26 protein-coding genes and 2 tRNA genes are annotated in these 24,463 nt (G+C 65.7%); 10 read left to right on the top strand and 18 right to left on the bottom strand.

The genetic code is table 11. From position 1 onward, the window contains the following. The first annotated feature begins 8 nt into the window (after window positions 1-8). Genes AXW83_RS02720 through AXW83_RS02715 form a run of 3 tightly spaced genes read left to right on the top strand, consistent with a single transcriptional unit; the run spans window position 9 to window position 1,236 of the window. Window positions 9-698, top strand: coding sequence for a hypothetical protein (locus AXW83_RS02720; protein ID WP_066610412.1), 690 nt, complete (start codon window positions 9-11; stop codon window positions 696-698). Continuing rightward, entirely contained in the window at window positions 695-871 is a 177-nt protein-coding gene (locus AXW83_RS26905; protein ID WP_156639723.1) for a hypothetical protein, read from the top strand. Before AXW83_RS02720 ends, AXW83_RS26905 begins: the two co-directional genes overlap by 4 nt. After that, entirely contained in the window at window positions 868-1,236 is a 369-nt protein-coding gene (locus AXW83_RS02715; RefSeq protein WP_066610411.1) for a hypothetical protein, read from the top strand. Before AXW83_RS26905 ends, AXW83_RS02715 begins: the two co-directional genes overlap by 4 nt. A 318-nt stretch (window positions 1,237-1,554) precedes the next feature. Here AXW83_RS02715 and AXW83_RS02710 read toward each other — a convergent pair. The 3 genes from AXW83_RS02710 to AXW83_RS02695 all read right to left on the bottom strand — a co-directional run bounded on the left by AXW83_RS02710 (window position 1,555) and on the right by AXW83_RS02695 (window position 3,019). Further along, window positions 1,555-1,645, bottom strand: a tRNA-Ser gene (locus AXW83_RS02710). Window positions 1,646-2,221: 576 nt separating this feature from the next. Further along, window positions 2,222-2,563 (bottom strand): hypothetical protein, encoded by a 342-nt coding sequence (locus AXW83_RS02700; RefSeq protein ID WP_066610407.1) that lies wholly within the window; start codon window positions 2,561-2,563, stop codon window positions 2,222-2,224. Between the two features lie 156 nt (window positions 2,564-2,719). Further along, on the bottom strand, window positions 2,720-3,019 hold the full coding sequence (locus tag AXW83_RS02695) for a hypothetical protein (protein WP_156639719.1): 300 nt from the start codon (window positions 3,017-3,019) through the stop codon (window positions 2,720-2,722). A 276-nt stretch (window positions 3,020-3,295) separates the two neighbouring features. On the opposite strand from AXW83_RS02695, the gene AXW83_RS02690 reads away from it, so the two are divergent. Next, the gene (locus AXW83_RS02690) at window positions 3,296-3,505 is read left to right on the top strand and encodes a hypothetical protein (RefSeq protein WP_066610404.1); all 210 of its coding nucleotides are present in this window, start codon (window positions 3,296-3,298) and stop codon (window positions 3,503-3,505) included. A 131-nt stretch (window positions 3,506-3,636) separates the two neighbouring features. After that, on the top strand, window positions 3,637-4,005 hold the full coding sequence (locus AXW83_RS02685) for a hypothetical protein (RefSeq protein ID WP_335339336.1): 369 nt from the start codon (window positions 3,637-3,639) through the stop codon (window positions 4,003-4,005). A 1,971-nt stretch (window positions 4,006-5,976) separates the two neighbouring features. Here AXW83_RS02685 and AXW83_RS02680 read toward each other — a convergent pair. The 6 genes from AXW83_RS02680 to AXW83_RS02655 all read right to left on the bottom strand — a co-directional run bounded on the left by AXW83_RS02680 (window position 5,977) and on the right by AXW83_RS02655 (window position 11,255). Continuing rightward, a complete protein-coding gene (locus AXW83_RS02680) occupies window positions 5,977-6,504 on the bottom strand; it encodes a hypothetical protein (protein ID WP_156639715.1) in 528 nt (175 codons plus the stop codon). 208 nt (window positions 6,505-6,712) lie between these two features. Further along, window positions 6,713-6,788, bottom strand: a tRNA-Phe gene (locus AXW83_RS02675). 114 nt (window positions 6,789-6,902) lie between these two features. Continuing rightward, the gene (yacG, locus tag AXW83_RS02670) at window positions 6,903-7,112 is read right to left on the bottom strand and encodes a DNA gyrase inhibitor YacG (protein ID WP_066610400.1); all 210 of its coding nucleotides are present in this window, start codon (window positions 7,110-7,112) and stop codon (window positions 6,903-6,905) included. Next, on the bottom strand, window positions 7,105-7,926 hold the full coding sequence (locus AXW83_RS02665) for an SDR family NAD(P)-dependent oxidoreductase (protein ID WP_066610398.1): 822 nt from the start codon (window positions 7,924-7,926) through the stop codon (window positions 7,105-7,107). The genes yacG and AXW83_RS02665 overlap by 8 nt, the downstream gene beginning before the upstream one ends. A 107-nt stretch (window positions 7,927-8,033) precedes the next feature. Beyond that, entirely contained in the window at window positions 8,034-10,526 is a 2,493-nt protein-coding gene (locus AXW83_RS02660; protein WP_066610395.1) for a rhomboid family intramembrane serine protease, read from the bottom strand. Window positions 10,527-10,646: 120 nt separating this feature from the next. Next, window positions 10,647-11,255: a Maf-like protein gene (locus AXW83_RS02655; protein WP_066610393.1), complete on the bottom strand. Its 609-nt coding sequence runs from the start codon at window positions 11,253-11,255 to the stop codon at window positions 10,647-10,649. A gap of 326 nt (window positions 11,256-11,581) precedes the next feature. On the opposite strand from AXW83_RS02655, the gene AXW83_RS02650 reads away from it, so the two are divergent. After that, window positions 11,582-11,962, top strand: coding sequence for a hypothetical protein (locus AXW83_RS02650; RefSeq protein WP_066610391.1), 381 nt, complete (start codon window positions 11,582-11,584; stop codon window positions 11,960-11,962). Between the two features lie 184 nt (window positions 11,963-12,146). Here the strand turns inward: AXW83_RS02650 and AXW83_RS02645 are convergent, their stop codons facing one another. Together AXW83_RS02645 and AXW83_RS02640 are read right to left on the bottom strand one after the other, a co-directional pair. After that, window positions 12,147-12,992 carry a CDP-alcohol phosphatidyltransferase family protein gene (locus AXW83_RS02645; RefSeq protein ID WP_066610389.1) on the bottom strand — a complete coding sequence of 282 codons (846 nt, stop codon included), beginning with the start codon at window positions 12,990-12,992 and terminating at the stop codon, window positions 12,147-12,149. A gap of 243 nt (window positions 12,993-13,235) precedes the next feature. Then, window positions 13,236-13,937 carry a phosphatidylserine decarboxylase gene (locus AXW83_RS02640; protein WP_066610386.1) on the bottom strand — a complete coding sequence of 234 codons (702 nt, stop codon included), beginning with the start codon at window positions 13,935-13,937 and terminating at the stop codon, window positions 13,236-13,238. Window positions 13,938-14,147: 210 nt separating this feature from the next. On the opposite strand from AXW83_RS02640, the gene tam reads away from it, so the two are divergent. Further along, entirely contained in the window at window positions 14,148-14,918 is a 771-nt protein-coding gene (gene tam, locus AXW83_RS02635) for a trans-aconitate 2-methyltransferase (protein WP_066619708.1), read from the top strand. On the opposite strand, the gene AXW83_RS02630 is transcribed toward tam, so the two are convergent. Beyond that, a complete protein-coding gene (locus tag AXW83_RS02630) occupies window positions 14,902-15,426 on the bottom strand; it encodes a hypothetical protein (RefSeq protein WP_066610384.1) in 525 nt (174 codons plus the stop codon). The genes tam and AXW83_RS02630 overlap by 17 nt on opposite strands. Window positions 15,427-15,533: 107 nt before the next feature. Continuing rightward, a complete protein-coding gene (locus AXW83_RS02625; RefSeq protein WP_082766906.1) occupies window positions 15,534-17,444 on the bottom strand; it encodes an ABCB family ABC transporter ATP-binding protein/permease in 1,911 nt (636 codons plus the stop codon). Window positions 17,445-17,687: 243 nt separating this feature from the next. Between AXW83_RS02625 and AXW83_RS02620 the strand changes: the two genes are divergently transcribed. After that, window positions 17,688-17,960, top strand: coding sequence for a hypothetical protein (locus AXW83_RS02620; RefSeq protein ID WP_156639713.1), 273 nt, complete (start codon window positions 17,688-17,690; stop codon window positions 17,958-17,960). 174 nt (window positions 17,961-18,134) lie between these two features. Here the strand turns inward: AXW83_RS02620 and cimA are convergent, their stop codons facing one another. The 3 genes from cimA to cysS form a co-directional block, all read right to left on the bottom strand. Further along, complete coding sequence (cimA, locus tag AXW83_RS02615; protein WP_066610380.1) at window positions 18,135-19,733, bottom strand: citramalate synthase; 1,599 nt, start codon at window positions 19,731-19,733, stop codon at window positions 18,135-18,137. A gap of 103 nt (window positions 19,734-19,836) precedes the next feature. Continuing rightward, window positions 19,837-20,454 (bottom strand): hypothetical protein, encoded by a 618-nt coding sequence (locus tag AXW83_RS02610; RefSeq protein ID WP_066610378.1) that lies wholly within the window; start codon window positions 20,452-20,454, stop codon window positions 19,837-19,839. Further along, complete coding sequence (gene cysS / locus AXW83_RS02605) at window positions 20,451-21,980, bottom strand: cysteine--tRNA ligase (RefSeq protein WP_066610376.1); 1,530 nt, start codon at window positions 21,978-21,980, stop codon at window positions 20,451-20,453. Before cysS ends, AXW83_RS02610 begins: the two co-directional genes overlap by 4 nt. A 311-nt stretch (window positions 21,981-22,291) precedes the next feature. Between cysS and AXW83_RS02600 the strand changes: the two genes are divergently transcribed. Continuing rightward, window positions 22,292-22,621: a hypothetical protein gene (locus AXW83_RS02600; RefSeq protein ID WP_066610374.1), complete on the top strand. Its 330-nt coding sequence runs from the start codon at window positions 22,292-22,294 to the stop codon at window positions 22,619-22,621. A 21-nt stretch (window positions 22,622-22,642) separates the two neighbouring features. Here the strand turns inward: AXW83_RS02600 and AXW83_RS02595 are convergent, their stop codons facing one another. Further along, window positions 22,643-23,161 (bottom strand): CreA family protein, encoded by a 519-nt coding sequence (locus AXW83_RS02595; protein ID WP_066610372.1) that lies wholly within the window; start codon window positions 23,159-23,161, stop codon window positions 22,643-22,645. Between the two features lie 185 nt (window positions 23,162-23,346). Here AXW83_RS02595 and AXW83_RS02590 point away from each other — a divergent pair, with 185 nt between their 5' ends. Next, complete coding sequence (locus tag AXW83_RS02590) at window positions 23,347-23,886, top strand: GNAT family N-acetyltransferase (RefSeq protein ID WP_168166048.1); 540 nt, start codon at window positions 23,347-23,349, stop codon at window positions 23,884-23,886. Here the strand turns inward: AXW83_RS02590 and AXW83_RS02585 are convergent. Next, window positions 23,850-24,389 (bottom strand): hypothetical protein, encoded by a 540-nt coding sequence (locus AXW83_RS02585; RefSeq protein ID WP_066610365.1) that lies wholly within the window; start codon window positions 24,387-24,389, stop codon window positions 23,850-23,852. The two genes, AXW83_RS02590 and AXW83_RS02585, sit on opposite strands and share 37 nt — an antisense overlap. Window positions 24,390-24,463: the final 74 nt, after the last annotated feature.

Below are 24,463 nucleotides of genomic sequence, written 5' to 3'. Positions count from 1 at the left end.
CTCTTTCAATGCCGCTGACACGCCGCCTGTTTTTGAACCGCATCGGCGCGACGACTGCCGCCGCTGCTGCGGTGGCAATGCCGCCCGCCGCATGCACCGTGATTCCCGATGACGCCGAACTGGTTGCGCTCGGCAAGAAGATGGAGCGTGCCGAGGCTCGTTTCGTCGAGGCAGACGACGACTACCGATCGGCGCTTGCACGTGCCCAGGCGCTAGCGCCGCCGGTTCCCGAAGGCCTGATCGTCGATAGCCGCTACCAGTATCAGGGGCACACCGAACGCGAGCGCGGCATTGACCATGAGGCCGTTCAGGACGGCCGCTGGCTTCTCACCGAACGCCATCTGACGCACGAGGCCGAGATCTATGCGGGCTTGGTTGGCAAAGTCGCTCGCCGAAACGAAGAGGCGACGCGCAAGCTGCTGGCTGACCGCGCAGCATACGTCGCCGGGATGGATACCGCGAGGAAGGCCAGCGGCTACACCGACGCTTGCACGGCCCGCCACTGGATCATGCGCGAGGTCGAGGATGCCGCGAAAGCCATCTTTGCGATCGAGGCTTCGTCGCCGGCCGGGCTGTTGATTCAGGCTCGTGCGTTCACGACCGCAGCCACGATGGAGAACGGCCGCAATTGGGTTCCGCACGTCTTCGGCCCCAAGCTCGCCGCCTCGGCCGAGCGCGTTCTCGGTGCCACGTCATGAGCCCGGTTCGCATCTCCGCTCGCCAGGGCAAGGGCCGGCCAGCGCGTACCACTTACCGCGTCAAGCCCGTCACGCTCCCGACCTTCGGCTTCTACGGCCACCTGCCGGTCGTCTATGTCGATGGCGAGTTGCTGATCGGCCGGCGCGTCATCCCTCTGGAGCGCCGGTCATGAGCATAGCTGGTTTCGAACGAGCCGCCGCCGGCCGGTATCTCGGCCCGCTGGTCCATGGCGAACTGGACGGCCTGCTTGAGCCATTGAGCCAAGCCGAGCGCCGCGATGTGCGCGACATGCTGGAGCTGATCGCCCGGCGCCTCGCTGTCCGATCCGAAGGCATCAGGCACTTTCGGACCCGGCTCGACATGGTCATCGCGTCGCTGATCGGCGTCGTCGATGCGCTCGACGGTGACTGCGATTTGGAGCCTTCATCCGAAGACGAAGGCGCGCAGTGCGATGACGAAGGCGAGCCTGACGACAACGGCCTTGCCGACCAATCTGGCTATGACGAGCAGATGTCGCTGGGGCGCGACCCGCTATGAGCGCCGGGCGGTGGAACCAGAGACGCCAGACCTTCCCCGACGCTCTCGGGCTGTGGTTTCCCACGGGCGAGTTGCGAATCATGGAAGGGCGCCTGGAGCAGCGCTTCAAGGTTCGGATCTATCGGCGGCACGGCTCGGGCTGGGGCGAGTATTTCGACTGGCGATCCGTTCCAGTCATCAACGGACGAATCGGGAAGGCGTCTACAGCAGCAGTGCCGTCGAACAAGCAGCCGGCGCGACATGGTGGGGTAAATGGTGGGGTAGACCGCCCTGCCCCGTCAGAAACTTTAGCTATTTCAGGCGGTTAATTGGGGCAAGTGGCGGAGACGGAGGGATTCGAACCCTCGATACCCTTGTGGGGTATGCTCATTTAGCAAACGAGTGCCTTCAGCCTCTCGGCCACGTCTCCGTTGGATGCTCTATGCCCGATCAGCATGCGTGTTGACAACCCATCGTGCGATGGTTTTGCCGTTCTCTGCGACGGCAGGCATGACGACGGAAGTCGAGCGCGTGGCAGCGCGGTCCCCTGCGAGGCCGCATCAGATTGCGCGACAAGCGACCATGACAAATATAGCCGTGACAGATCGCGCCTCGGATCGAGCGAGGCGGCCGTTCAGTACCGAACCGATGTTCAGCGCAGAACCGGCCTGCGGCCCATGGTCTCGAGGCGACGGCGGCTCATTTCGCGGCGCGCCTCCTCGAAACGGCGGCGGTGCGTCGATGCGAATTTATTGACGCTCTGCCAGGGGCCTACGATTCGTCCGTCATCGTCCATTTCGGGGGCCCAACGGGCCAAACCGAAAACGATGAACAGACAGGCGATGTGAAATCCCAAAATCCAGCTCATGCCTAAGAAGGCTAAACACATGTGTCAATTTCGTGGCGAGCGCGCTTTTTTTGCAACGTTCTTCGAAAAAAGAAGCGGCGCACAATTGAATGGGATGCAGTGGCGCAACTGCAACATCTTACCGCGATGATCGCGCCGTCACTCGGTCAGGCGGATGATCTTGTCCTTGCAGAGATCCATCGGCACCGGTTCGCTGCGAGTCGTGTCGTCGAAATGTGCCTGAACCTTGTAGCTGCAGCCCGCCGGCCGGTTCAGCCGCAGCCCCACGGTGCCCCCCGGCGCCAACGGACGGGCGAGGCTCGCCACCACGCGGCGCGGCTCATCGGGCGTTGCGATCTCGAGCGAGGTCAGCGGGACGGTTCGGGCATTCGAGACGGTCACCACCGCCGGCGGCATGAGTTGCTGAGCCAGGCCCGAGCCGCACGACAGCGCCACGGCCGCGAGAACGGCTAACGTCGCAATCTCGAATCTCTTGGCCATGTTCCGCCCCCGCCGACATCGTCGCCTCGACCCATCGCATTTGATCGCCGCGCCAGCGCGTTGACAAGGGCGGAGCGGCCGGAAACGCGCGGAATCAGCACGAGCAACATCAAACCTGCCCCGCCGCGGTCCTCCAAGGACCGCAGCGGGGTGGGGTCATTGGATGGCGCCGCGCTTGGGACCGAAGCCCTCGATGTGGCAGCGGCAGCCGGTGCCGTATGGCTGCGGAGCCGTCTCGCAGGTTCCGCGCGAGGTCACGCACATGCTGCTGAAGCGCCGCGCAGGACGGTAGGAGCGGCGCTCGTAGCGGTCGTCGTCATAACCGCGCGGGGGCCCGCGCCGGTAATCCTCGCGGTATTCGCCACGGCCGCGATAGGGCTCGTAATACTGGGCACTGGCCGTGCCGGCGAGCATCAAGGCTCCGGCGATGGTGGCAAAGCTGATGAGTCGAGACATGATCAATCCTTCCGATATGTCGTTCCACTGATGGATCGCATGGTGCAGATGAACGGGCGATGACGCCAAAAGTTGCCTGCCGTCCGGCTTTTGCAAGACGGCAACGGACGCCAGCAGCGATCCGAAAGCGAAGTTCACCTCAGGTTGTCAGAACCTTAGGATACGGAACGACGCGTTCCCGGCCTTTGGTCCAATGACGCCGGTCTGTTGCAGTTCCGCATTGGCGCCAAAGATGTCTGCTTCATGATCGTGACAACGGCTACAGGAGAAGCGAAGATGTCCGAGAAAGCCACCGTCGTTGCCGCAGTGCTCAAGGTGAAGCACGTCACGGTCAGCGCCGACAATTCGATCTCGGCGGCGATCGGGTTCGAACTGGAGGGCGGGCACGACCTCGAACTGCATCTGGCGCCGGAGATCATGGCGGTGCTGGAGGCGATGATCATGGCCGCCAGCACCGAACAGGCGAAACACCAGCCGATCCAGTGAGGCGGCACGCCGGAATCTCATTCCCGCCGCGACATCGTCACGGAATGACCCGGCGATCTTCAGGCTGAGACCGCATTACCCCTGTGAACTGCGCGAGCATCCGCAAACCGATGGAAGGATACTCCATGCGCATGATCACGATCCTCGCGGCCGGCTCCGCTCTCGCCTTCGCGATGGCCGCCAACGCCCAGACCCCGTCTGCGGCGCCGGGCCAGCCCCGCGCCCCTGCCGCGGCGCCCCAGGTCCCTTCGGCTCCGCCGGCAATCCAGTCCGTCGATGTCGTCGACATCACCGAGTTGCCGGAGGAGACGCAGACGCAGATTACCCAGGTCGTCGCCCAGCGCGGCGATGAACAGCTGCAAAGGCTCAGGACCGCCGTGGATGCCAACCTGATGCTGAAGTCGGCGCTGCAGTCCAAGGGCCTGTCGGCGACGCATGTGCTGATGGCGCAGATGAACGAGAATGGCGCACTGACTCTCGTGACCAAGCGCACGGGCTGAACCGGCCAAGGCGACCCGGCACGGATGGTGCCGGGTCGCTTTGTGTCCTGCCGGATGCTCCGTTCGAATTGTGGTGCCCGAACTCAGGGTGCAACGCGACCGCGCACGCGGCCGCCGCCCGGCAACCGGCACGAACAGCCGCTTCCGACGAAAGCCGGCGTTGCAAGAACGCAGACCCTGCGCGGTGCCCGGCAATGACGGCCGGCTCTTCTGGCCGCAGGAATAGTCTCGGCCTCATACCCGGCCCCGAATTCGGCGTTGCCAGGCGTCCGTGACCTGCCATACCCGCCACTGCGATAAATTGGCACCTGCCCGCCACCGCCATAGATCGGCACCTGAAGTCCCGATCTGCCGCTGTCGGGGCGCAGCCGAAGGTCGGGCACATTATCGCTCAGCGAGGGCGGCCCGATTCCGCGCCTGGGGCCGCCGGGCGTGAGCGGCCCGTCGCCGGGCACGCCAGACAACTGCGCGACTGCCGGCAAAGCAAAAAGAAGGGTCATCAGGAAAGACGATATCGGCAGGATTCGGCGCGTCGCCATCGGGACCCCCATGAGCCAGCCATTGCGGCTTCAGTCCGAGCGTCCATTCAACGCCGCGAGCCGAGGAATGTTCAAGCGCGCATGGTGATGGACTGTTGCGAGACCATTGCAGCCACAGCCCCGTATGACTGACAGCACGATATCCGACGATTCAGGACCTATTCATCCCGCCGCACGTTATCATTCCTGCGCATGAGCGGAGGAGAGTACCCGATGAGATTCAACAACGCGATATTGTCGGCGGCTCTGTTCGTTGGCGCATTGAGCTCCACGGCCATTGCGATGCCGATGCAGCACGCCCTGACTGGTGTGCCGCTCGATGCGCCTATCGGCACTGTGCAGTACGGACCGTATGGCGGAGGCAGCAGCGGGCCTGGTTACGACGCCCGCAATTCCGGTCCGGCATATGGCCCCGGCCCGGCGCCACGAGGAGGTGGACGCGGCTGGGACGACGGCAGGCGTGGTGGTGGTGGAGGCTATGGCGGTGGCGGTGGTGGCTTTGAATGCAACCGGAGCCGCTGCATCGACACCAGGACCGGGGCGGTATGGGAAAGCAGTTGCAACAGGAGCGGCTGCCGGCCGCTGCGCCCTGCCGGTCGCGGTCGCCGCTACTGACCGGTTGCGCTTCGGTTCATAACAGCACGAGATGTTAGGCGGCTCGGCAGATAAACATGGCGTAGGTTTACCACCCATACCTTCATCGCAAATATCAGTAGGATCGCAGCCAACTAGACTGGCTCCAGTCGCGCGATGTTTCTACTGTGCCGCACGGGCTGGGTTCCGCGCGTTCATTCAAGTAGGTAAGGTACAATCTATGGGATATCTCTGTCGATTGTCGCCGTCTGCACTGCTGTTCGGCTTGTGCGCGATGTTATCCGCGTGCGCAGCAGACAATGTCCCTGTGACCGCAGACGCTGTGTCCGTGGAGGCCGGTCTGCCAGGTTCAGCAACGATCGTCGAGCCCACAAACGCGGTGTCCGCTGAGGAAGGTCTGGCAAGTTCAGAAACGATCGTCGAGGCCGCAGAAGAAAGACCGACAACTTGCACGACAAGGGGTCAAACCGTCACATGCTTCCCACAATCGGGCAGCGTAGCCGACAAGATTCAAAGGCGAATTCCTCTGGGTCCTCGTAAGGCACCGGCCGAATACATCTGGTGAGCCCGCCCAAGGCCAACTTCAAGAGCGCCTGTGAGGGAGACGAAACCACCCGCTTCCGCCTATCCCCGCTACGGCTCGCCGAGGATGCTTTCTTGCCGCCGCCAGCTGAGCCCCAGACAGTACGCCCCGGCGGGGGATGCCAGGGCGCTAAGGTGTGAACTGTAGGCTGATCTTGGCCGAGCCCATCAGCGGAATCGGGAGGGGCGACTCGAGGTCGGTAAGCTTGGCCTGCGCTAACATGACCAGTTCCGCAACGTCACGCGGACAGAAGCCTTATTGGTCGGATTCACTGTCTCGGGATGGCGCTTCGAATTTCTGGCACTCGACGAGCGGGATTTTTATCCACGGCCCGCTGGCCTCGAGGTCGTGGGCCTCAGCATCCTTGATCAGGGCCGTGATCAGAGAGTCGGCCTCCTCGGCGACCATGGCGATGTGCGTGTTGACCGCCTCGGCGTCCGTCTCGTCGGGCGCACCGGTGGTCCGGATAGCTGTCACCTCGGCGAGTTGCTTCGCGAACCATGCCGCCTGCTCGGCGATGACGTCGACCTTATCCAACCAGCCATGGACGGGGTTGTAGGAGCGGTATGTGGTGCTCTCAATCTTGGGCACCTGCCCTTCGACTAGCGGCACCTGCATCTTGAGCTTGGTGTTCTCTGCAGAGAGGCGCTCGATCTTATCTGACGCTGTCGACGCTGGCGGAGCGAGATCGAGGGCGCCCTGGCGCTCATCGTTGCGCCGCGGAAGAGGGCTCTTCGCAACGTCGGACGATGGGCCCGACCGCAACATCCGATGCTCGCGCATGACCAACTCCACAACTCACGCGAGTCTCAACGATGACCTTGGGGAATCGTTCCACGCGTAAAGGAGGGCTGGGACAATTTGTCAAACCCATCCACGGCGATGTGCGGGCGGTCGCTGGCAACCGCTTTCCGGACTAGGGCGCTGGCTAGGTCAGCGCTTCTCGACGTCCTAAATTCATCAATCAAATCAAGATGTTGGATGAGGGAAATGGTGCCCAGAGCTGGAATCGAACCAGCGACACTGCGATTTTCAGTCGCATGCTCTACCAACTGAGCTATCTGGGCGCCGGGTGCGCGGGCTCAAGGCCTGCGTTCCTGTTGGTCGGCGCGGTATAATGGCTAGGGGCGGGGCTGTCCAGTCGCTTCGCGGCGGTTTGCGGGAGACCGCGCTGCTCAACCTCACTCGCCATCGTCGCTGCGGCCGCCGGGCTTTCCGGCTTCGGCCTCATCGACGGGCTCGCCGGGAATCACATAGCTGCCCTTCAGCCAGCGGCCGAGGTCGAGATCGGCGCAGCGGGTGCTGCAGAAGGGCTTGTAGCGGGCCACGGCCGGCTTGCCGCAGATCGCGCAGGGTTTCAGGGTCGGGGCCGGCTTGATCGGTTCAGCCATATTTGAGCGTGATGCCTCCATCGACGACGAGTTCGAGCCCGGTGACATAGCGCGCTTCGTCGCTGGCAAGGAAGAGCGCCGCGTAAGCGACGTCCCAGGCCTCGCCCATATGGCCCATCGGCACCTGCGCGTCACGGGCGGCCCACATCGCCTCGACATCGCCCTCGCCATAGATCCGGGCGAGCCCGCTCGACAACGCGACGCGCGGCGTCTTGATCAGGCCGGGCAGGATGGTGTTGACGCGGATCTTCTGGGCGGCAAATTCGACGGCGGTGTTGCGGCTGAGCTGGTTCAGCGCCGATTTTGTCGCCGCCAGGCTGGCATAGGGCACGCCGGTGTGGCGCAGCGAGGCGGTCGAGGAGATGTTGATGATCGAGCCGCCCTCCCCGCTTTCGGCGAACTGGCGCTGCATCACCGGGATGACGTGCTTCATCGCCAGCACGGCGCCTGTGAGATTGACCCGGAAGGCGCGCTCCCACGCCTCCTCCGTCAGGTCGAGCACGCTGCCGATCTCGGCGATGCCGACATTGTTGTCGAGGATGTCGATGCGGCCATAGCGGCCGAGCGTGCGGCCGACGAGATCGGCGACCTGCTCGTCGCTGGTGACGTCCGCCTCGACCGCGAAGGCCTGGCCGCCCTCGTTCTGGATGATGGCGGCAGTCTCCTCGGCGGCCACACGGTCGATGTCGGCGCAGATCACCCTGGCGCCTTCGCGGGCGAAGATCGTCGCGGTCGCCTTGCCGTTGCCCCAGCCGGGCCCGACCGAGCCCGCACCGGCCACGATCGCAACCTTGCCCCTGAGTCGTCCCGCCATGTGTGTTCCTCCTGTGCGCGCCTTGTGAGGCTGGCTGCGTTGGCGGGGAGGATCAGACTTTTGCCGGAGCGGGGCAAGTCGTCAGAGGGCGCAGGCGCGCGCCGCCGTCACTGGCCGAGGCGCCGCAGCTCGGCCCGGGCACCGGCCCATTCGTAGAAGGTCTTGGGGCAGTTCATCCGGGCGACGAAGAGATAGCTGTCGGCGCGTGCCGGATCCCGATTAGCGAGATGGCGCTCGCCGATGTAGAAATGCGCCTCGCAGACCTGCTCGCGGGCCTTGACCGGATCCCGGTCGGCGGCCGTGGCGATCAGCGCCTTCTCGTCGATTTCGCTGCGGAAATAATGCAGCACCGGAGCGGGCCAGGCATCGGCCGCGATCGACGCCGAAGCTTCCGCGATCCGCCCGCCCTGCCCGGCCCTGAGCGATGCGAGGTGAAGCCACAGCGCCGAATAGGCGTCGCTCGGCGCCAGGCGCGCCGCGATCTCGAGCACTGGGACCGCTTCGGCATAGCGTCCGTCCAGCAACAGGAACCAGCCGCGCTGGCGCTGCGCCGAGACACTGTCCGGCTGGCGCAGCAGCACCTCGTCCGCCTTCTCGAGCGCCGCCCGCTGATCGCCCATGGCCGAGAGCAGGGCGGCGAGTGCGTTGAGCGCCGCGAGGTTGTCTGGCTGCAGCCGCAACTGGGCTTCGAGATCGGCTTTCGCGGCGTCGAACTGGCCGAGTGCCTGCGCGGCATCAGCGCGGAGCCCGAGCAGGCTTGCATCCGGTGTGAAGCCGGCGAGGATCGCACGGCCGAAAAGCTCCTTAGCGGCGTCGAAGTCATAGGCCTTGCGGCGCGTCTTGCCGACGATCACGAGTGCGTTCCGGCGCCAGCGGGCCGCCTCCCCGGCCGGAGCGCCGGCATAGGCATGGTCGAGCGCCGCGAGTGCGGCGTCCCGCGCCGCATTGTCGCTGCCGGCGGCGATGGCGGCTGCAAGATGGCTGCGCGGATCGCGCGGAAAGCGACGGACAAGTTCGCCGGCGCGCGCCGCCCACTCGTCATCGGTCTTCGGCAGTTGATCTTGCGGTATCTGGAGCCTGACCAGCGGCACGTCGCCGAAGCCGGCCTGCGAAACCGAGACGAAGGTGAGAGCCGCCAGCGCGGCCGCGCAGGCGCCGGCCGGCCAGCCGAGGCGCAAGCCGTCCTGCCCGCTGCGCCAGAGCGCGCGCAGGCCGAAGCCCAGCGCCACGCCCGCCAGCGCGCCGCCGAGATGCGCGGCCTGATCGACCATGTGCGGCCCGATCTGCCCTTTCAGAAGAACGGCCTGCAACAGCACTGCGATGCACAACGCCTGCAGCCCGAGCCGGCGGGCTCCGTCCGGCAGCACCGAGCTCATGACGAGGCCGGCGCCGGTCAGCGCCATCAGCGCACCGGACGCACCCGCCGCCAGCAGGCCGGTCGTGCCGAAGGCGACCGACGCGGCGGAGGCGGCCATTCCGCCGAGCAGGAACACCGCCAGCAGCCAGCCGGCGCCGAGCAGCGGCTCGATCAGCAGCCCGGCCGCCAGCAGCAGCGCGAGATTGGCGAAAAGGTGGAAGGCGCCCCAGTGGAGGAACGGCGCCAGCGCGAGCCGATACCATTGGCCGGCCTGCACGACGAGTTCATAGGAGGTCCCGCCCCACAGGATGATCGTTTGCGGCGTGATCGCGAACTGCCCGCTCGTCGCGTAGGAGAATGCAGCCTCGCCGATGAAGACGCCGGTCAGCAGGAGGCCGAGCGTGAGCGCCATCGCGCTGCCACGCAGCGTGACAGCAGGGACGGACCTGCCGCCGGCAGGTGCCGCCCGTTCCTCCGGATCGACCTGACGGGCTCCCTCGACCAGCTGCACGACGGTCGTGCCGGCCGCGGCGTCGTAGAAGGCGTCCCGGCGCCGGGCCACCGCGAGCATGGCGGCGACGACGGCGACGCTCGACGGCAATTGGGCGAGCCCGACGAGCGCGGACAGCGCCTCGTCAGGTGCCTGCAGGCCGACCTGCGCGGCGGCGAAGATCAGCGCGGCCAGGATGGCGGGGATCGCCAGCGGGAACGCGAACACGAGATAGCGGCGGGACAGCGCCCGGCGCCGTTCGGCGTCGGTCGTGTCCGGGACGAGCGGGATGAGCCGCAGCCCCATGAGCAAGCGCCCCGGCGACGAGCCGCCCTGGCGCTCGACCAGCCATCGCATCAGGACAAGCAGCAGCCCGTGCAGGCTCGCGACGTCGAAGGTCACGGCCGCCGCGCGATCAGCGTCGAGGATGCGCGTGAGCGAGATCTTGAGGGCCGGCCCGCTGCTCCGGCCGGTCACGACATGCGCCCGCATCACCGGCAGGCCGAACCAGCTGCGCGTGCAGTCGTCGTCCGCCATGGCGTCAAAGCCGGGCGGCAGCACGACGTCCGCCGGGCGCGGCGCCGGCCGGCAATCGACCAGAAATCCCGTGCTGTCGATGACCCGGCCGCCCGCAGCTGGATAGAGCAGCGCCGTCAGCCCCTGCGCAACGATCATCACGATCAGCAGGTCGATCAGGAGCGCGACGGCGCGCCGCGTCGCCCCGCCCTTCACCCAGACGGGTGTCAGATCCATGTCGCGAGCCCTCCCCCCGTACCTTAGCGCTTGCTCACGCTGCGGCAACCGGAGGTTGACCGCCGCGTCACGGCTGATCGAATGTCAGCACTGGGCCGGACAAGCCGGCGGGGCTCGATCTCACCCCACATTCATCCAGCCGAACCGCACCGGAAAGCCCTCCCCACCGAGCAGGTTGACCGTCTCGTAGAGCGGCAGGCCGACGACGGCGGTGTAGGAGCCGACGAGCTTGACCACGAAGGAGCCGGCGATGCCCTGGATGGCGTAGCCGCCCGCCTTGCCGCGCCATTCGCCGGAGGCGAGATACATCTCCAGATCCTCGTTCGAGAGCCGCTTGAAGCGAAGCCTCGTCTCGACGATGCGGTCGCGGATCGTGCCGCCGGGCGTGACCACGGCGACGGAGGTGTAGACCCGGTGGGCGCGGCCAGACAGCAGGCGCAGGCAGGCGGCGGCCTCGTCGACGATCTCGGCCTTGGGCAGGATGCGGCGGCCGACCGCGACGACGGTGTCGGCGGCGACGATGTAGCAGCCTTCGAGATCGGGCCGGCTCTTGGCGCCATCGGCGGCGGCTTGCGCCTTTTCGCGGGCGAGGCGGCGCGAGAGGTCGCGGGGGCGCTCGCCCTTGAGCGGGGTCTCGTCGAGATCGGCGGGCAGCATGGCGTCCGGCTTCAGGCCGGCCTGCTCCAGAAGTGCGAGCCGGCGCGGCGAAGCCGAGGCGAGCACCAGCATGGGGCGCCAGCCGGGATGTCTGGGAGTGGCGAAGAAACTCAAGGGCGGCTCGACAGGTCTGCTACGCGCCGGTGGCGTGCTCCAGAAAAGGCTCTAGAGCATTTCGGGCCGCGGATAAATGTATCGCGAGGCCATGCGCGTGACGCAAGAGCGGAGATGAATTACAGCCCCGACATTCATCATATGCATAAAATCATGCGGATAACCGTGATACCGCATTGCACAATGGGCGGCCGGACGCCACATTCCAGATCGCAGGCGTCGCAGCCGCCTGCAAGCCGGTGCGTCGACTACGGGCTTTCCTTCGTTGCGGAGTGACCAAACGCATGGCGACATCGACCAAAAGCCTTCGCTCTGTAACCGGCGCAGGCGTGGAAGCGCAGGCGCTCGCGACCAAAGTGCTGACGATGCAGGCCGATGCCGGGCTCACGATTGCCATGCGAATGCCGATCCTGCTCAAGGGCGACAGCCGGGGCCAACGCGAGGCGGCCAAGGCCGTCAGCGAGAAGATGTCGGCCGTGATGGAGAGCGGCTTTGCCGCGAGCCAGGCGGCGGCGATGTTCTGGTGGGGCATGGCGCTCAACCCGCTCGCCCAGGTCGATTTCGCCGAGGCCGCCGCCAAGGCTGCCAACACCGCGCTGGAGCCGTTCTCCAAGCGCACCCGCGCCAATGCGGCGCGGCTGACCGGGCGCAGCCGCAAGGGCTGAGCGCGCCGACCGCCACCGCGAATTTTCCCAACACACTCCCCGCGCTGTCATTCCGGACCAGCGGCGAAGCCGCGCTGATCCGGAATCCATGCGTGACCAGAACCTCGTGGTGGCCCGGCATGGATTCCGGGTCGGCGCTTCGCTTGCCCGGAATGACGGTGGTGGTCGCCCTGCTCGCGTCGCTTCAAACCACGTCGGCGGGCGTCTCCGGCCCGGCGACAGGGCCTTCCGGCAATGCGGCGTGCTCGCGTTCGAGCTTGCGGTAGCGTGCCGCGCTGACGGGAATCAGTGCCAGATAGGCGACCACGACCAGCGCCAGCATCTCGAACGGATAGGCGAAGAGCAGCCCCGCCACGACCACGACCGCCACGAAGATCGGCAGCACGCGGTCGCGCGGGATGCGCGTGCCCAGCGTCTTGCCGGCATAGCAGGGGATGCGCGAGATCGTCAGGAAGGCGATGAAGAGGATGTAGAGGCCGACGAATGGCGCGCCGTATTCGCTGACCGGCAGGCCGATGAACTGCAGATAGAGCGGCAGCATGGCGGTGATGGCACCGGCCGGCGCAGGCATTCCGACGAAGAAGTTCTTCTGCCAGTCGGGCCGGTCGGGATCGTCGATCATGACGTTGAAGCGCGCGAGCCTGAGCGCCATGGCGCAGGCCAGCGTCAGAACGATGATCCAGCCGAAGGATTTCAGGTCGTGCAGGACGAAGATCCACAGCACATAGCCGGTGGCGACGCCGAAATTGACGAAATCCGACAGCGAATCGAGCTCGGCGCCGAAGCGCGAGGTGCCCTTGAGCATACGCGCCAAGCGCCCGTCGACGCCGTCGAGCGCGGCTGCGATCAGGATGCAGATCGTGGCCATCTCGAATTTGGCCTCGACGACGAGGCGCATCGCGGTCAGGCCCAGGCACAAAGCGAGCAGCGTCACGACGTTGGGCGCGATCAGGCGGAACGGGATGGGCTTGAAGCGGGCGCGCTTGGATTCGGCGCGCTCGGGCTCGAAAGGGGGAAACAGGTCGCTCATGCGAGCGGGAATACGCGGTTTTTCAGGCGGAGGCTAGGCGGGTGTGAACTCGCCACTGTCGCCGCGTGAAGCGCGGGGAACCCCTCTCCTGTAAGGAGAGGGCAGGGTGAGGTGACGGACGTTCGACCAGAATACTGCAAAGCCCACCGCGCGGCAGGACATTCGCCCTATCCGGAGAGCGTCCGACCCCTCACCCTGCCCTCTCCCTTTGGGAGAGGGTTCCCCGCGCTTTCTCCTGAAAGCTCAAATCCCTTTGAACGGCCGCGGAATCAGTTCGCTGCCGGAAAAATCGGCCAGCACCGTCTCACCGGCGATGGCGGTCTGGCCCTCGCCCACCAACGGGATCACGCTGACCGGCAGGTAGACGTCGACGCGGGAGCCGAAGCGGATCAGGCCGAAGCGCTCGCCGGTCGCGATCGCCTCGCCCTCCTTGACGAAGGGCACGATGCGGCGCGCGATCAGGCCCGCAATCTGGACGACGCCGACGATGCCGGCCGTGGTTTCAATCGCCAGCGCGTTGCGCTCGTTGTCGTCGCTGGCCTTGTCGAGCTCGGCGTTGAGGAACAAGCCCGGCGTATAGGCCATCTTGACGATCCGGCCCGAGACGGGCGCGCGGTTCACATGGCAGTCGAAGACGTTCATGAAAATCGAGATGCGCGTCATCGGCTCGGCCGGGAGGTTGAGTTCCGGCGGCGGCAGGGCCAGGGCGATCTGGCTGACGCGGCCATCGGCCGGCGAGATCACCAGCCCCTCGCGCTGCGGGGTGATGCGGACCGGATCACGGAAGAAATAGCAGATCCAGAGCGTGATGATCGCGCCGATCCAGCCGAACGGCGTCCAGAGATGCCCGAGCACGAGCGAGGCCACGAGCCCGATGGCGATGAAGACATAGCCCTCCTTGTGGATGGGCACGATCACCTTGCGGACGGAATCGACGAGCGACATAGGGTGGGGTTCCGATTGCGGCTTTAGCGCCAACAGGCGCGAATGTGATGGTGCTCTGCGCGGCTGTCGGGCGCAGGGCTTGGGCGGTGGTTTAGGAGGTTATGGGCGGCAGGGGAAGTACGACGCACCCCAGGGCTGGAACCTCAACTCCGGCATCCCTATGCTCCGCGCCGAGGCGGGCACTTGTTCGACGCCGCCCCGGAGATGCCGATGACCTGGTCCGCCACGCAATACAGCAAGTTCGAGGCCGAGCGGAACCGGCCGGTGATGGACCTGCTCGCCCGTATCCAGACGAGCGCGGTCAGCCGCGCGGCCGATATCGGCTGCGGGCCGGGCAATTCGACCGAACTGCTGCGCGGGCGGTTTCCGCAGGCCGAAATCTCGGGCATGGATTCGTCCGCCGACATGATCACGGCGGCCCGCAAGCGCCTGCCGGATGTCGCCTTCGAGGTCGCCGATATCGCGAACTGGGCAAATGCCGGCCCGTTCGACGTGATCCTCTCCAACGCGGCGCTGCAATGGGTGCCCGATCACGAGGCCTTGCTGCCGGCGTTGATGACGAAGCTCCGCGCGGGCGGAAGCCTGGCCGTCCAGATGCCCGACAATCTCGACGAGCCGGCCCATGTGCTGATGCGCGAGATCGCGGCCGACGGTCCATGGGCTGGAGCGCTTGCCAATGCCGCGAACGCGCGCGGCACGCGCCAGCCTGCGGAGTGGTATTTCCGCATCCTGAGCAGCGTCGCCGCCGAGACCGACATCTGGCGCACGACCTATTTCCATCATTTGGCGGGAGGCCCGGAGGCGATCGTGGAATGGTTCAGAGGCGCAGGCCTGCGTCCCTTCCTTGATCCGCTGGACGACGCGCAGCGAGCCGGCTTTCTGGAGCGCTATACGACGGCAATCGCGCAGGCCTACCCTGCCCTGCCCGACGGCAGCGTGCTGCTGCCCTTCCCGCGCCTGTTCTTCATCGCGACGCGCTGACGCGGGAAACGGCGCTGTCCGACGGGCGAAAGCCTGTCCCGGCGAAGCGCCGGGTTGCCAGCCAGGTCCAGGCCGCGAAAATGACCAGTACGAGCCCTTCGGCGATGGCAAAGGGCGGCTCCGACTGGGTCGGCGCCATGGCGCGCAGGAACGGCACCTTGGAGAAGAGCTGCGCGACCAGAACAAAGACGAGCAGATAGAAAGTGAGCATGGCCGTGATCGCATAGGCGCGCCGCCAGCCGCCGGCGAGGCCCCGGCCATAGAGACCGTAACCCGCAATCGCGACAAGCACGAGCGAGATCGCGCCGATGATGTGCGAGGGCAGAACGCCATTGAAGGGGAAACCGAAGCCTGTCGCGCTGGTGGCAAAGGCGGTGGCGAGGAAGATGCCGGTCCAGTTCGGAACCGTGTGGCCCTTGAGCAAGCCGGCCGCCATGGGAAAGCCCGCGACGATAGCGATCAGGCTCAGCCAGGTGTGAAAGCCTACGAATGTCGTCGGATCGAACATGGAAAAAGCCCCCGCTTCACCTCGCCGCCGCAACGCATCCGGCACGGCCGAAGATGCAGGAACGGTGCCGAAAATGCGAGCGATTATAAAGGAAGGCGCCTGCCCTGTTACGTCAGGCTGACCCGCACGCTCGGCTCCTCTTCCTGCGTGGCGCGCTGGAGCGTTGCCTTGGCCTCATCGACCTGGCGCTGGCGATTCCAGAGGGCCGCGTAGACACCATTGGCCGCCAGCAACTGCGGATGACTGCCGCGCTCGGCGATCAGGCCCTTGTCGAGGACGATGATCTCATCGGCGTTGATCACGGTTGAGAGCCTGTGCGCGATCACCAACGTCGTGCGGCCCTCGCTGACCCGGTCGAGCGCGTCCTGGATCTCCTTCTCGGTGAAGGAATCGAGCGCCGAGGTCGCCTCGTCGAGCACCAGCACGGGCGGGCCCTTGAGGATGGTGCGGGCGATGGCGACGCGCTGCTTCTCGCCGCCCGACAGCTTGAGGCCGCGCTCGCCGACCGAGGTGGCGTAGCCCTCCGGCAGGGATTTGATGAAGCGGTCGATCTGGGCGAGCCGCGCCGCCTCCTCGACCTCGGCCTCCGACGCCTCAGGCCGGCCATAGCGGATGTTGTATTCGATCGTGTCGTTGAACAGCACCGTATCCTGCGGAACCATGCCGATCGCAGCGCGCAAGCTGACCTGCTGGACATCGGCGATGGGCTGGCCGTCAATCAGGATGCGTCCGGAACCCGGTTCGTAGAAGCGGAAGAGCAGGCGCGAGATCGTCGATTTGCCTGCACCCGAGGGCCCGACGATGGCGATCGTCCTGCCCGGCGGCACGGTGAATGAGATACCTTTCAGGATCGGCCGCTCCGGGACATAGGCGAAGTGCACGTCCTCGAAGACGACCTCGCCGGCATCGACCCGCAAGGGCAGCGAACCGGGCTTGTCCTGGATTTCGGGATCTCGGCCGATCAGGTTGAACATCTCGCCGATGTCGAGCGTCGCCTGCTTGATCTCGCGATAGACGGTGCCCATGAAATTCAGCGGCTGGTAGAGCTGGATCAGCATGGCGTTGATCAGCACGAAATCGCCGACCGTATGTGTGCCGGCGCGAAAGCCCTGCACCGCCATCGCCATCGACAGGGTCAGCCCTGCCGCGAAGATCGCCGCCTGGCCGAAGTTCAGCCAGGCAAGCGAGGTGTAGGCCTTCACCGAATTGCGCTCGTAGCGCAGCATCGAAACATCGTACCGGGCGGTCTCGCGGGCCTCAGCGCCGAAATACTTCACCGTCTCGTAGTTGAGCAGCGAATCGATCGCCTTGGAATTGGCGTCGGTGTCGGATTCGTTCATGGCGCCGCGGATGGCAATGCGCCACTCGGTCGCCTTGATGGTGTAGGCCATATAGGTCGTCACCATGACGACCAGCACGACGACATACACCCAGTCGAACATCACCAGCAGCACGGCGACGATCAGCGTGACCTCGACGATGACCGGCACGAGCTGGTTGAGGCCGAGCCGGACCATCTCCTCGATGCCGTTGCGGCCACGCTCCAGGACTCGGGTCAGGCCGCCGGTCTTGCGTTCGAGATGGAAGCGCAGCGAGAGGTGATGCAGGTGGCCGAAGGTCTGCAGCGCCAATGTCCTTACCGCATGCATGAAGACCGGCGCGAACAGCGCGTCGCGCAGCTGGATAAAGGCCGCCGACCCGACGCGGGCCAGGCCGTAGATCACCGTCAGCGCCAGCGGCGCGCCGACGAGCCACGGCAGCCAGCGCTCCATGCTGGAGGGCGTATTGGCGAGCGCATCGGTCGTCCATTTGAAGGCGAAGGGCACGCCCATCAGCACGATGCGGCCCATCACCAGCAGGATGAAGGCGAGTACGACCCGCTTGCGAAGATCGGCCCGGTCGGCCGGCCAGAGATAGGGCCAAAGCGCGCGGAAGGTCGCGACGAAACCGGAGCCGGGCTGCAGCGCGAAGGAGTGCGGAACGATCGGCGCCGGATGGGGCGCGGCAGGCGGGGACATTTTCAAACGATTCCAGTTGGGCTGCCGATATAGGCGCATTCGCTCGCGAATGCATGTGCAGGCGCTGCGAGCCGGCGATAGCGCGGAAGGCGCCTTGTTCTCGTCTCAAGCGGGGTGTCAAATCATCCCGAGAACTTCGAAAAGCTGGCCCATGGGGATGAGACAATGTCGACAATTCAACGTCTTATGACTGCCGCAACGATTGCCGCCTGGACTGCGTCCATCCTCGTGGCCGGACCTGCCATGGCCCAAAGAGCCAAGCCGCCGGCCCAGATCACCATCACCAACATGCGGGCCGCGCCGCTGACGACCTTCGAGATCGCCACCACCGGCGAGCAGCCCCGCCTGATCGGGAAGCTCGCCAAGCCGCTGGCACCGGGCAAGAGCGCGGCGATCAAGCTGACCAGGCCGGACGGTTGCAGCTACTACGTGCTGGCGCGTTTCAGCGACGACGCCGAGAGCGACAGCGAGAGCATGGATTTGTGCCGGGACAGGGTGATCCGGCTGACGGAGTGAGGGCTTGTTCCCTTCTCCCCTTGCGGGAGAAGGTGGCAGCGCGAAGCGCTGACGGATGAGGGGTCGCGCTACGCCAATGCACCGTTCGACTTCAACTGTGACGATTTGGGGCAGCGCGACCCCTCATCCGGCGCTGCGCGCCACCTTCTCCCGCAAGGGGAGAAGGAAAAGTTCTCACGCCGTCGCGCCCTCGCGGACCAGCTTGTAGGTGATCGAGTCGACCAGCGCCTGAAACGAGGCGTCGATGATGTTGGCGCTGACGCCTACCGTGGTCCAGCGCTCGCCCGTCTCGTCGGCGGATTCGATCAGGACGCGGGTGACGGCGTCGGTGCCGCCCTGGAAGATGCGGACCTTGTAGTCGACCAGCCGCAGCCCCTCGATCAGCGACTGGTAGCGGCCGAGATCCTTTCGCAGCGCGACATCCAGCGCATTGACCGGGCCGGCGGCGCCCTCGGCGGCGGAAATCAGGACCTCGTCGCCGACTTTCACCTTCACGATCGCCTCCGAGAAGGTGACAAGTTCGCCGATTGCGTTGTAGCGGCGCTCGACATTCACCTTGAAGCGCTCGACCTCGAAATAGGCAGGGACCTCGCCCAGGATGCGCTTGGCGAGCAGGAAAAAGGACGCATCGGCGCCCTCGAAGGCATAGCCCTGCGCCTCCTTCTCCTTGACCTCTTCGAGCAGGCGGCCGAGCCGCGGGTCGTCACGGCCCAGCGTGACGCCGATGCGCTCCAGCTCGGCGCTGAGGTTCGACTTGCCGCCCTGATCGGATATCAGGACTTTTCGCAGGTTGCCGGTCGCCTCGGGCGGGACATGCTCGTAGGTGCGCGGGTCCTTCAGCACGGCCGAGGCGTGGATGCCGGCCTTGGTCGCGAAGGCCGAGGCGCCGACGAAGGGCGCGTGGCGGTTGGGCGCACGGTTCAACATCTCGTCGAGCGCGCGCGAGACATGGGTGAGTTCGCCGAGCTGCCTGTCGTCGACGCCGGTGACGTAGCGGTCCTTGTAGCGCTCCTTGAGCTTCAGCGTGCCGATCAGCGTGACGAGATTGGCGTTGCCGCAGCGCTCGCCGAGCCCGTTCAGCGTGCCCTGGATCTGGCGCGCGCCGGCCTCGATCGCGACCAGCGAATTGGCGACGGCGCAGCCGCAATCGTCATGGGCGTGGATGCCGAGATTCTCGCCGGGGATGACCTTTGCGACCTCGGCGACGATGGCCGAGATTTCGCCCGGGAGCGTGCCGCCATTGGTGTCGCAGAGCACGACCCAGCGTGCGCCGGCCTCATGGGCGGTCCGGGCGCAGTCCAGCGCGTAAGCCGGGTTGGCCTTGTACCCGTCGAAGAAATGCTCGCAATCGAGCATGACCTCGCGGCCGGCAGCCTTTGCGGCGGCGACGCTTTCGCGGATGCCGGCGAGGTTGTCTTCGAGCGGGATCTCGAGCGCGACATGGACATGGTAGTCCCAGGTCTTGGCGACGAAGACGATGGCGTCGGCTTTCGCGTCCAGCAACGCTGCGATGCCGGGATCGTTGGCGGCCGAGCGCCCTGCCCGCTTGGTCATGCCGAAAGCGGCGAACTTCGCCTGCTTTGTCGGCTTTTGCGCAAAGAACGCCGTGTCGAGCGGGTTGGCGCCGGGATAGCCGCCCTCGACATAGTCGATGCCGAGCCTGTCGAGCATGGCGGCGACGGCGCGCTTGTCGTCGAGCGAGAAATCGACCCCGGTGGTCTGCGCGCCGTCGCGCAGCGTAGTGTCCAGAAGGTGAATGCGCTGGGCGGTCACGGCTTGCGTCGCAGTTTGAAGCGCAGCACGCGCGGCACGACCATGGCCAGCATGACGAGCTTGATCGCGACGGAGAGGGAGCCGGCGGGGCGGATTTTGGGGGTCATGGCGTGTCGTCCAGCGTCTTGGGAAGCCGCCGGAGATCGACGGGCGTTTCGGGATCGATCTCGCCGACCATGGCGGGCTTGAGATCGTAGATCGCGGCAACCGCCTCGAGGGCGGCCGGCGCATCGAGATTGACGCCCCAGGACGCGACGGTGCGCACGAAGGCGCGCGTCGTCATCAGCGTGACCGGGTAGTCGACCTCGAGAAAGAGGCTTGGCACCTTGCGGTCCTCATAGAGCACGACGGCTGAAGAAACCGTGTCGGGCCGCCAGAGATCGACGAATTCGCGCAGAGCCAGTTCGCCGGAGTTGCGCAGGCCGGATTTCAGCCGCGCATCCTCCTCGGGCGTGCGCGCGCGCGCCTTCAGCGAGGCAATGCCTTCGCCGATGATCGTGGAGACACGCAACAGGGCATCGCCCTCGCCGGCGATCCATTGCGCGATCTCGCCGGCGTAGGGTTTGGTCTCGTCGCCGACGAGTTCGTCCTCGATGCGATCGACGAGGACGATCCGGCGGTTGAGGCGGGCGAGCATGGGCAAGAGACCCGCCGCCGCCAGCCGCAGGACGGGGCCGGCATCGGCGATGATGATGGGTTCGCGGGAGGCCGGGGACATCATCGCTTGACCTCCCAGGTCGTGGTCGGCTCGCCGGTGGCGGGGTCCTTACCGTCCTTGAGCGCGATGCCCATGGCGGCGAGTTCGTCGCGGATGCGGTCGGATTCGGCGAAGTTTTTGGTGCGGCGGGCATTTTCGCGGGCTTCGATCAGCTCCCTGATCCTTGTTTCATAGGCATCGTCAGTCACCATTTTGAACGTCAGCGCCTGATCGTCGGCGTCCCAAGCGTGGCGTCGGAACCCTAAGAAATCGACCGTCGCAGCGAGCGACGAAGCCGCTTTGCCATCTCCGTTTTTAGCGATGCGAGCTAATGAGTGAAGCGCAGCCATTGCTTTGGCGGTGTTGAGATCGTCGAGCAGCGCCTTCACGACTTCGTCGTTAACATTGCGCGGAGCCTCTGCCGGATGGTTCGAGATATTGCGAACCAGAGGCTGCCAACTCCTCAGGGTGGCCTCCGCCTCCTCCAGCGCTTTCACCGTCCAATCGATCGGCTGGCGATAATGCGTCTTCAGCATCGCAAGCCGCAGCACCTCGCCGGGCCATTTCCGCCCGCCGAACGTCTCCGTCTCCAGCAGTTCGTTGATCGTGACGAAGTTGCCGAGGCTTTTCGACATTTTTTCGCCTTCGACCTGCAGGAAGCCGTTGTGCATCCAGTAGTTCGCCATGCGTCCGCTGCCATCCGGCCCCCCGAAGGCGCAGCAGGATTGGGCGATCTCGTTCTCGTGGTGCGGAAAGACGAGGTCGATGCCGCCGCCATGGATGTCGAAGACGTTCTTGGCGGGATCGTCGCAGGAGAGCCCGCCGCCGAAGGGTTCGAGCAGCTTCGCCATCGACATGGCCGAGCATTCGATATGCCAGCCGGGGCGGCCGGGCGTGGCGATGCCGGCGGGCGAGGACCAGCCGGGATCGATCCCGTCGCGGCTCGGCTTCCAGAGGACGAAATCCATCGGGTCGCGCTTGTAGGGCGCCACATCCACCCGTGCGCCGGCGATCATCTCGTCGAGCGGACGGCGGGCGAGCGAGCCGTATTTCGGCGCGTTGCGCAGATGCGCGACGGCCGGCACATGGAATAGCACATGCTCCTCGGCGACATAGGCGACGCCACGCGCGATCAGGCGCTCGATGATCGCCTTCATCTCCTCGATATGGTTGGTGGCGCGCGGCTCCTCGTCCGGCGGCAGGTTGCCGAGTGCGGCGATATCGGCATGGAACTGCGCCGTGGTGGCGGCCGTAACCTTGCCGATCGCCTGGTTCAGCGGCAGGCTCGGAAAGTCGCGGGCGGCGCGGGCGTTGATCTTGTCGTCGACGTCGGTGAGGTTGCGGGCGTAGGTGACATGGCTTTCGCCATAGAGATGCCGGAGCAGCCGGTAGAGCACGTCGAAGACGATGACCGGCCTCGCATTGCCGATATGGGCGTAGTCATAGACCGTCGGGCCGCAGACATACATGCGGACGTTGTCGGGGTCGATCGGAGCGAAGGGCTCCTTCGTCCGGGTCAGCGTGTTGTAGAGCCTGAGTTGGGAAGACATCGCGACGGTCCTGAAAAACGAAAAGCGTATCCTGGCCGCTGGCCGGGGCGCTTCGTGTCAGGTCTTTTCGGAGACGAGGACGTGAGCAGCCGGCCAGCGAATGCTAGCGGCAAATCCGACAAATCAGGGCGGCGGCTCCGGTCATGACATTCTGCTTGCCTGCAAGCGGGCTTTGCGTCAAGAGGGCGCCCCGCCGCGACGGCGGGGCACAGCGGCCCGACCTGCTCATTCAGACAATTTTAACGGTCCGGAACCATGCTCGCGCCTCGCGGGTTGTCCGCCCGTCTCAACGCTTTCCAGGAATGTTTCTCATGCGCCGCGCCATCGCTCTGGTTGGCCTTTTCGGAATCGTCGGTGCCGGCATTTCGCTCTCGATCCTGCCGACGACCCGCACCGTCGCCGCCGCCAACGAGCAGCGCACCTTCGTGATCCCGGCCAGCGACGGCTACGGCGTCGCCGACTGCATCTCTTCGAAATCCGAATGCGGCGAGATCGTCGCCAATGCTTATTGCGAGGCGCAAGGCTTCGCCAAGTCGACCAGTTTCGGTCTCGCCACCCGGGAGGATTTTACCGGGACGCTGGCGAAGGCGACATTGACCGCCGAGGTCGAGACGCCGCTGGTGATCACCTGCGGCGGTTGAGACGTCGTCAGCCTACTCTTCTTACTTCACCCATTCCCCGCATCTGGCCGGCTCGGCCGTTCCGCCCCAGGGCATGATCGGGACGCTGGAGGTGGAGTTCTTCGGCGAGCCGTCGATCAGCTTGTCGGTATAGACCATGTAGATCAGCACGTTGCGCTTGGCGTCGCAGCCGCGCACGATCTGCATCTTCTTCCAGATCAGCGAGCGGCGCTCGCGGAAGACGACGTCGCCCTGCTCGGACTTCTCCTTGAACCTGATCGGGCCGATCTGGCGGCAGGCAAGCGAGATGTCCGACAGTTCCTCGGCCAGGCCGAACATGCCGGCGACGCCGCCCTTTTCAGGCACGGTGTAATGGCAGGCGACACCCTCGACGACCGGGTCATCGACGCCGTAGATCGCGAGCCTGTCGTCGGGCGTCAGCATCTTCCAGACAGTCGATTTGCGCAGGATCAGATCCTCCTGCGCGACGGCGGGCGCGGCAGCCGCAAGGCCAAGCACGACGCCGAGCAGGGCAAGAGCGGAACGGCGGAACGGCAGCATTTCATTCTCCTGACATATTGGCCTGCGCAGTGGCCGCAGCGATATGGACTCGGGCGATATGGGATGGCCGATACGGCCATGCCAGAGCCGCGGTGACGAACGCATGACGCCATCAAGAACTCGAAAGCAAACAAGCCTTCACGATGCAGCCTGGCATACAGCCTGAACTGGCGACGGAACGCCTTGTGCTGCGTCCTCGCAACCAAGGCGATCTCGTACGCATCGCGGCGATGAATTCCGACCCGGAGGTGATGCGCTTCATCGCGCCGACCGACGACCCCTTCATGCAGGTCGAGGGGCTAGCCAAGCGCAGCTTCACCTATGTCGCGCAGGGGCTCGGCTACTGGTCCGTCAGTCGGCGTGGGCAGGACGACGATCTTATCGGCTATGTCGGGCTGATCGCGGACGGTCCGGCGCTTGGGCGGGTCGAACTGAGCTACCGCTTCGAGATGCGGCATTGGGGGCGTGGCTATGCGGTTGAAGCCGCCAGCCGCCTGCTGGCACATGCCTTCGAGGCCCTCGGGCTTGCGGAAATCGTGATCTTCACTCACCCGCTCAACACGGCCTCGCTGAAGCTCGCCGGACGGCTCGGCTTTGTACGCGAGGCGGATCGGCCGTCCGCCATGATGGGCCTGCCCGATTTTCCCTGCGCCTTCCTGCGGCTGTCGCAGGTGCGCTGGCGCAACGATCAGACCGGGATCGCGATCGGCCGGAAGGCGAGATAGACTGCGGCGAGCGCGCCGACGATTCCGGCGGTGAACAGCACCAGCTTCAGCCGCGTGAAGCCCGACGCCATGGCGACATCGCCCGGCACGATCGTCGGGTATTTGTCCAGCAGGCGCGCGATGGCGAGGTTCTCGACAACGTCGCAAAGGCCGCCGAAGAGCCAGCCGCCGCCGCAGAGCGCCGCCACCCACCAGGGATAGCCCCGCATCGAAAGGCCGGCGACGGTGACGGCGCCGACGATCGCATAGGTGAAGGCGCAGGCCATGTCGGCCGGCAGAACGCGGTTGCGATAGCGCGCCCGCCGCTCCTCGCCATAGGCGGAGAACAGTTTTTCGATGTCGGCGGCATTGAAGCCGTTCCAGTCGTTTTCGAGCAGCCGCGCCACGCGCTGGCGACTGGCCCAGGCCCCGACCAGCCAGAACAGCAACATGACCAGCACCGGCCCCCATACGAAGAAGGCGAGCGGAATGGTGTCGGGATAGAACGGCACGGATTCGATCATGATGCTCTCGGGTCTCGCGGCGGCCGATGGTTCGTTCAAGGCTTAGCGCGCCTCGCCCGCCGACGCCAAGCCTC

Source organism: Bosea sp. PAMC 26642 (assembly GCF_001562255.1).
Classification (GTDB): Bacteria; Pseudomonadota; Alphaproteobacteria; order Rhizobiales; family Beijerinckiaceae; genus Allobosea.
Note: the sequence above shows the minus strand (reverse complement) of the source record. Positions and strands in the feature narration are given on the sequence as shown.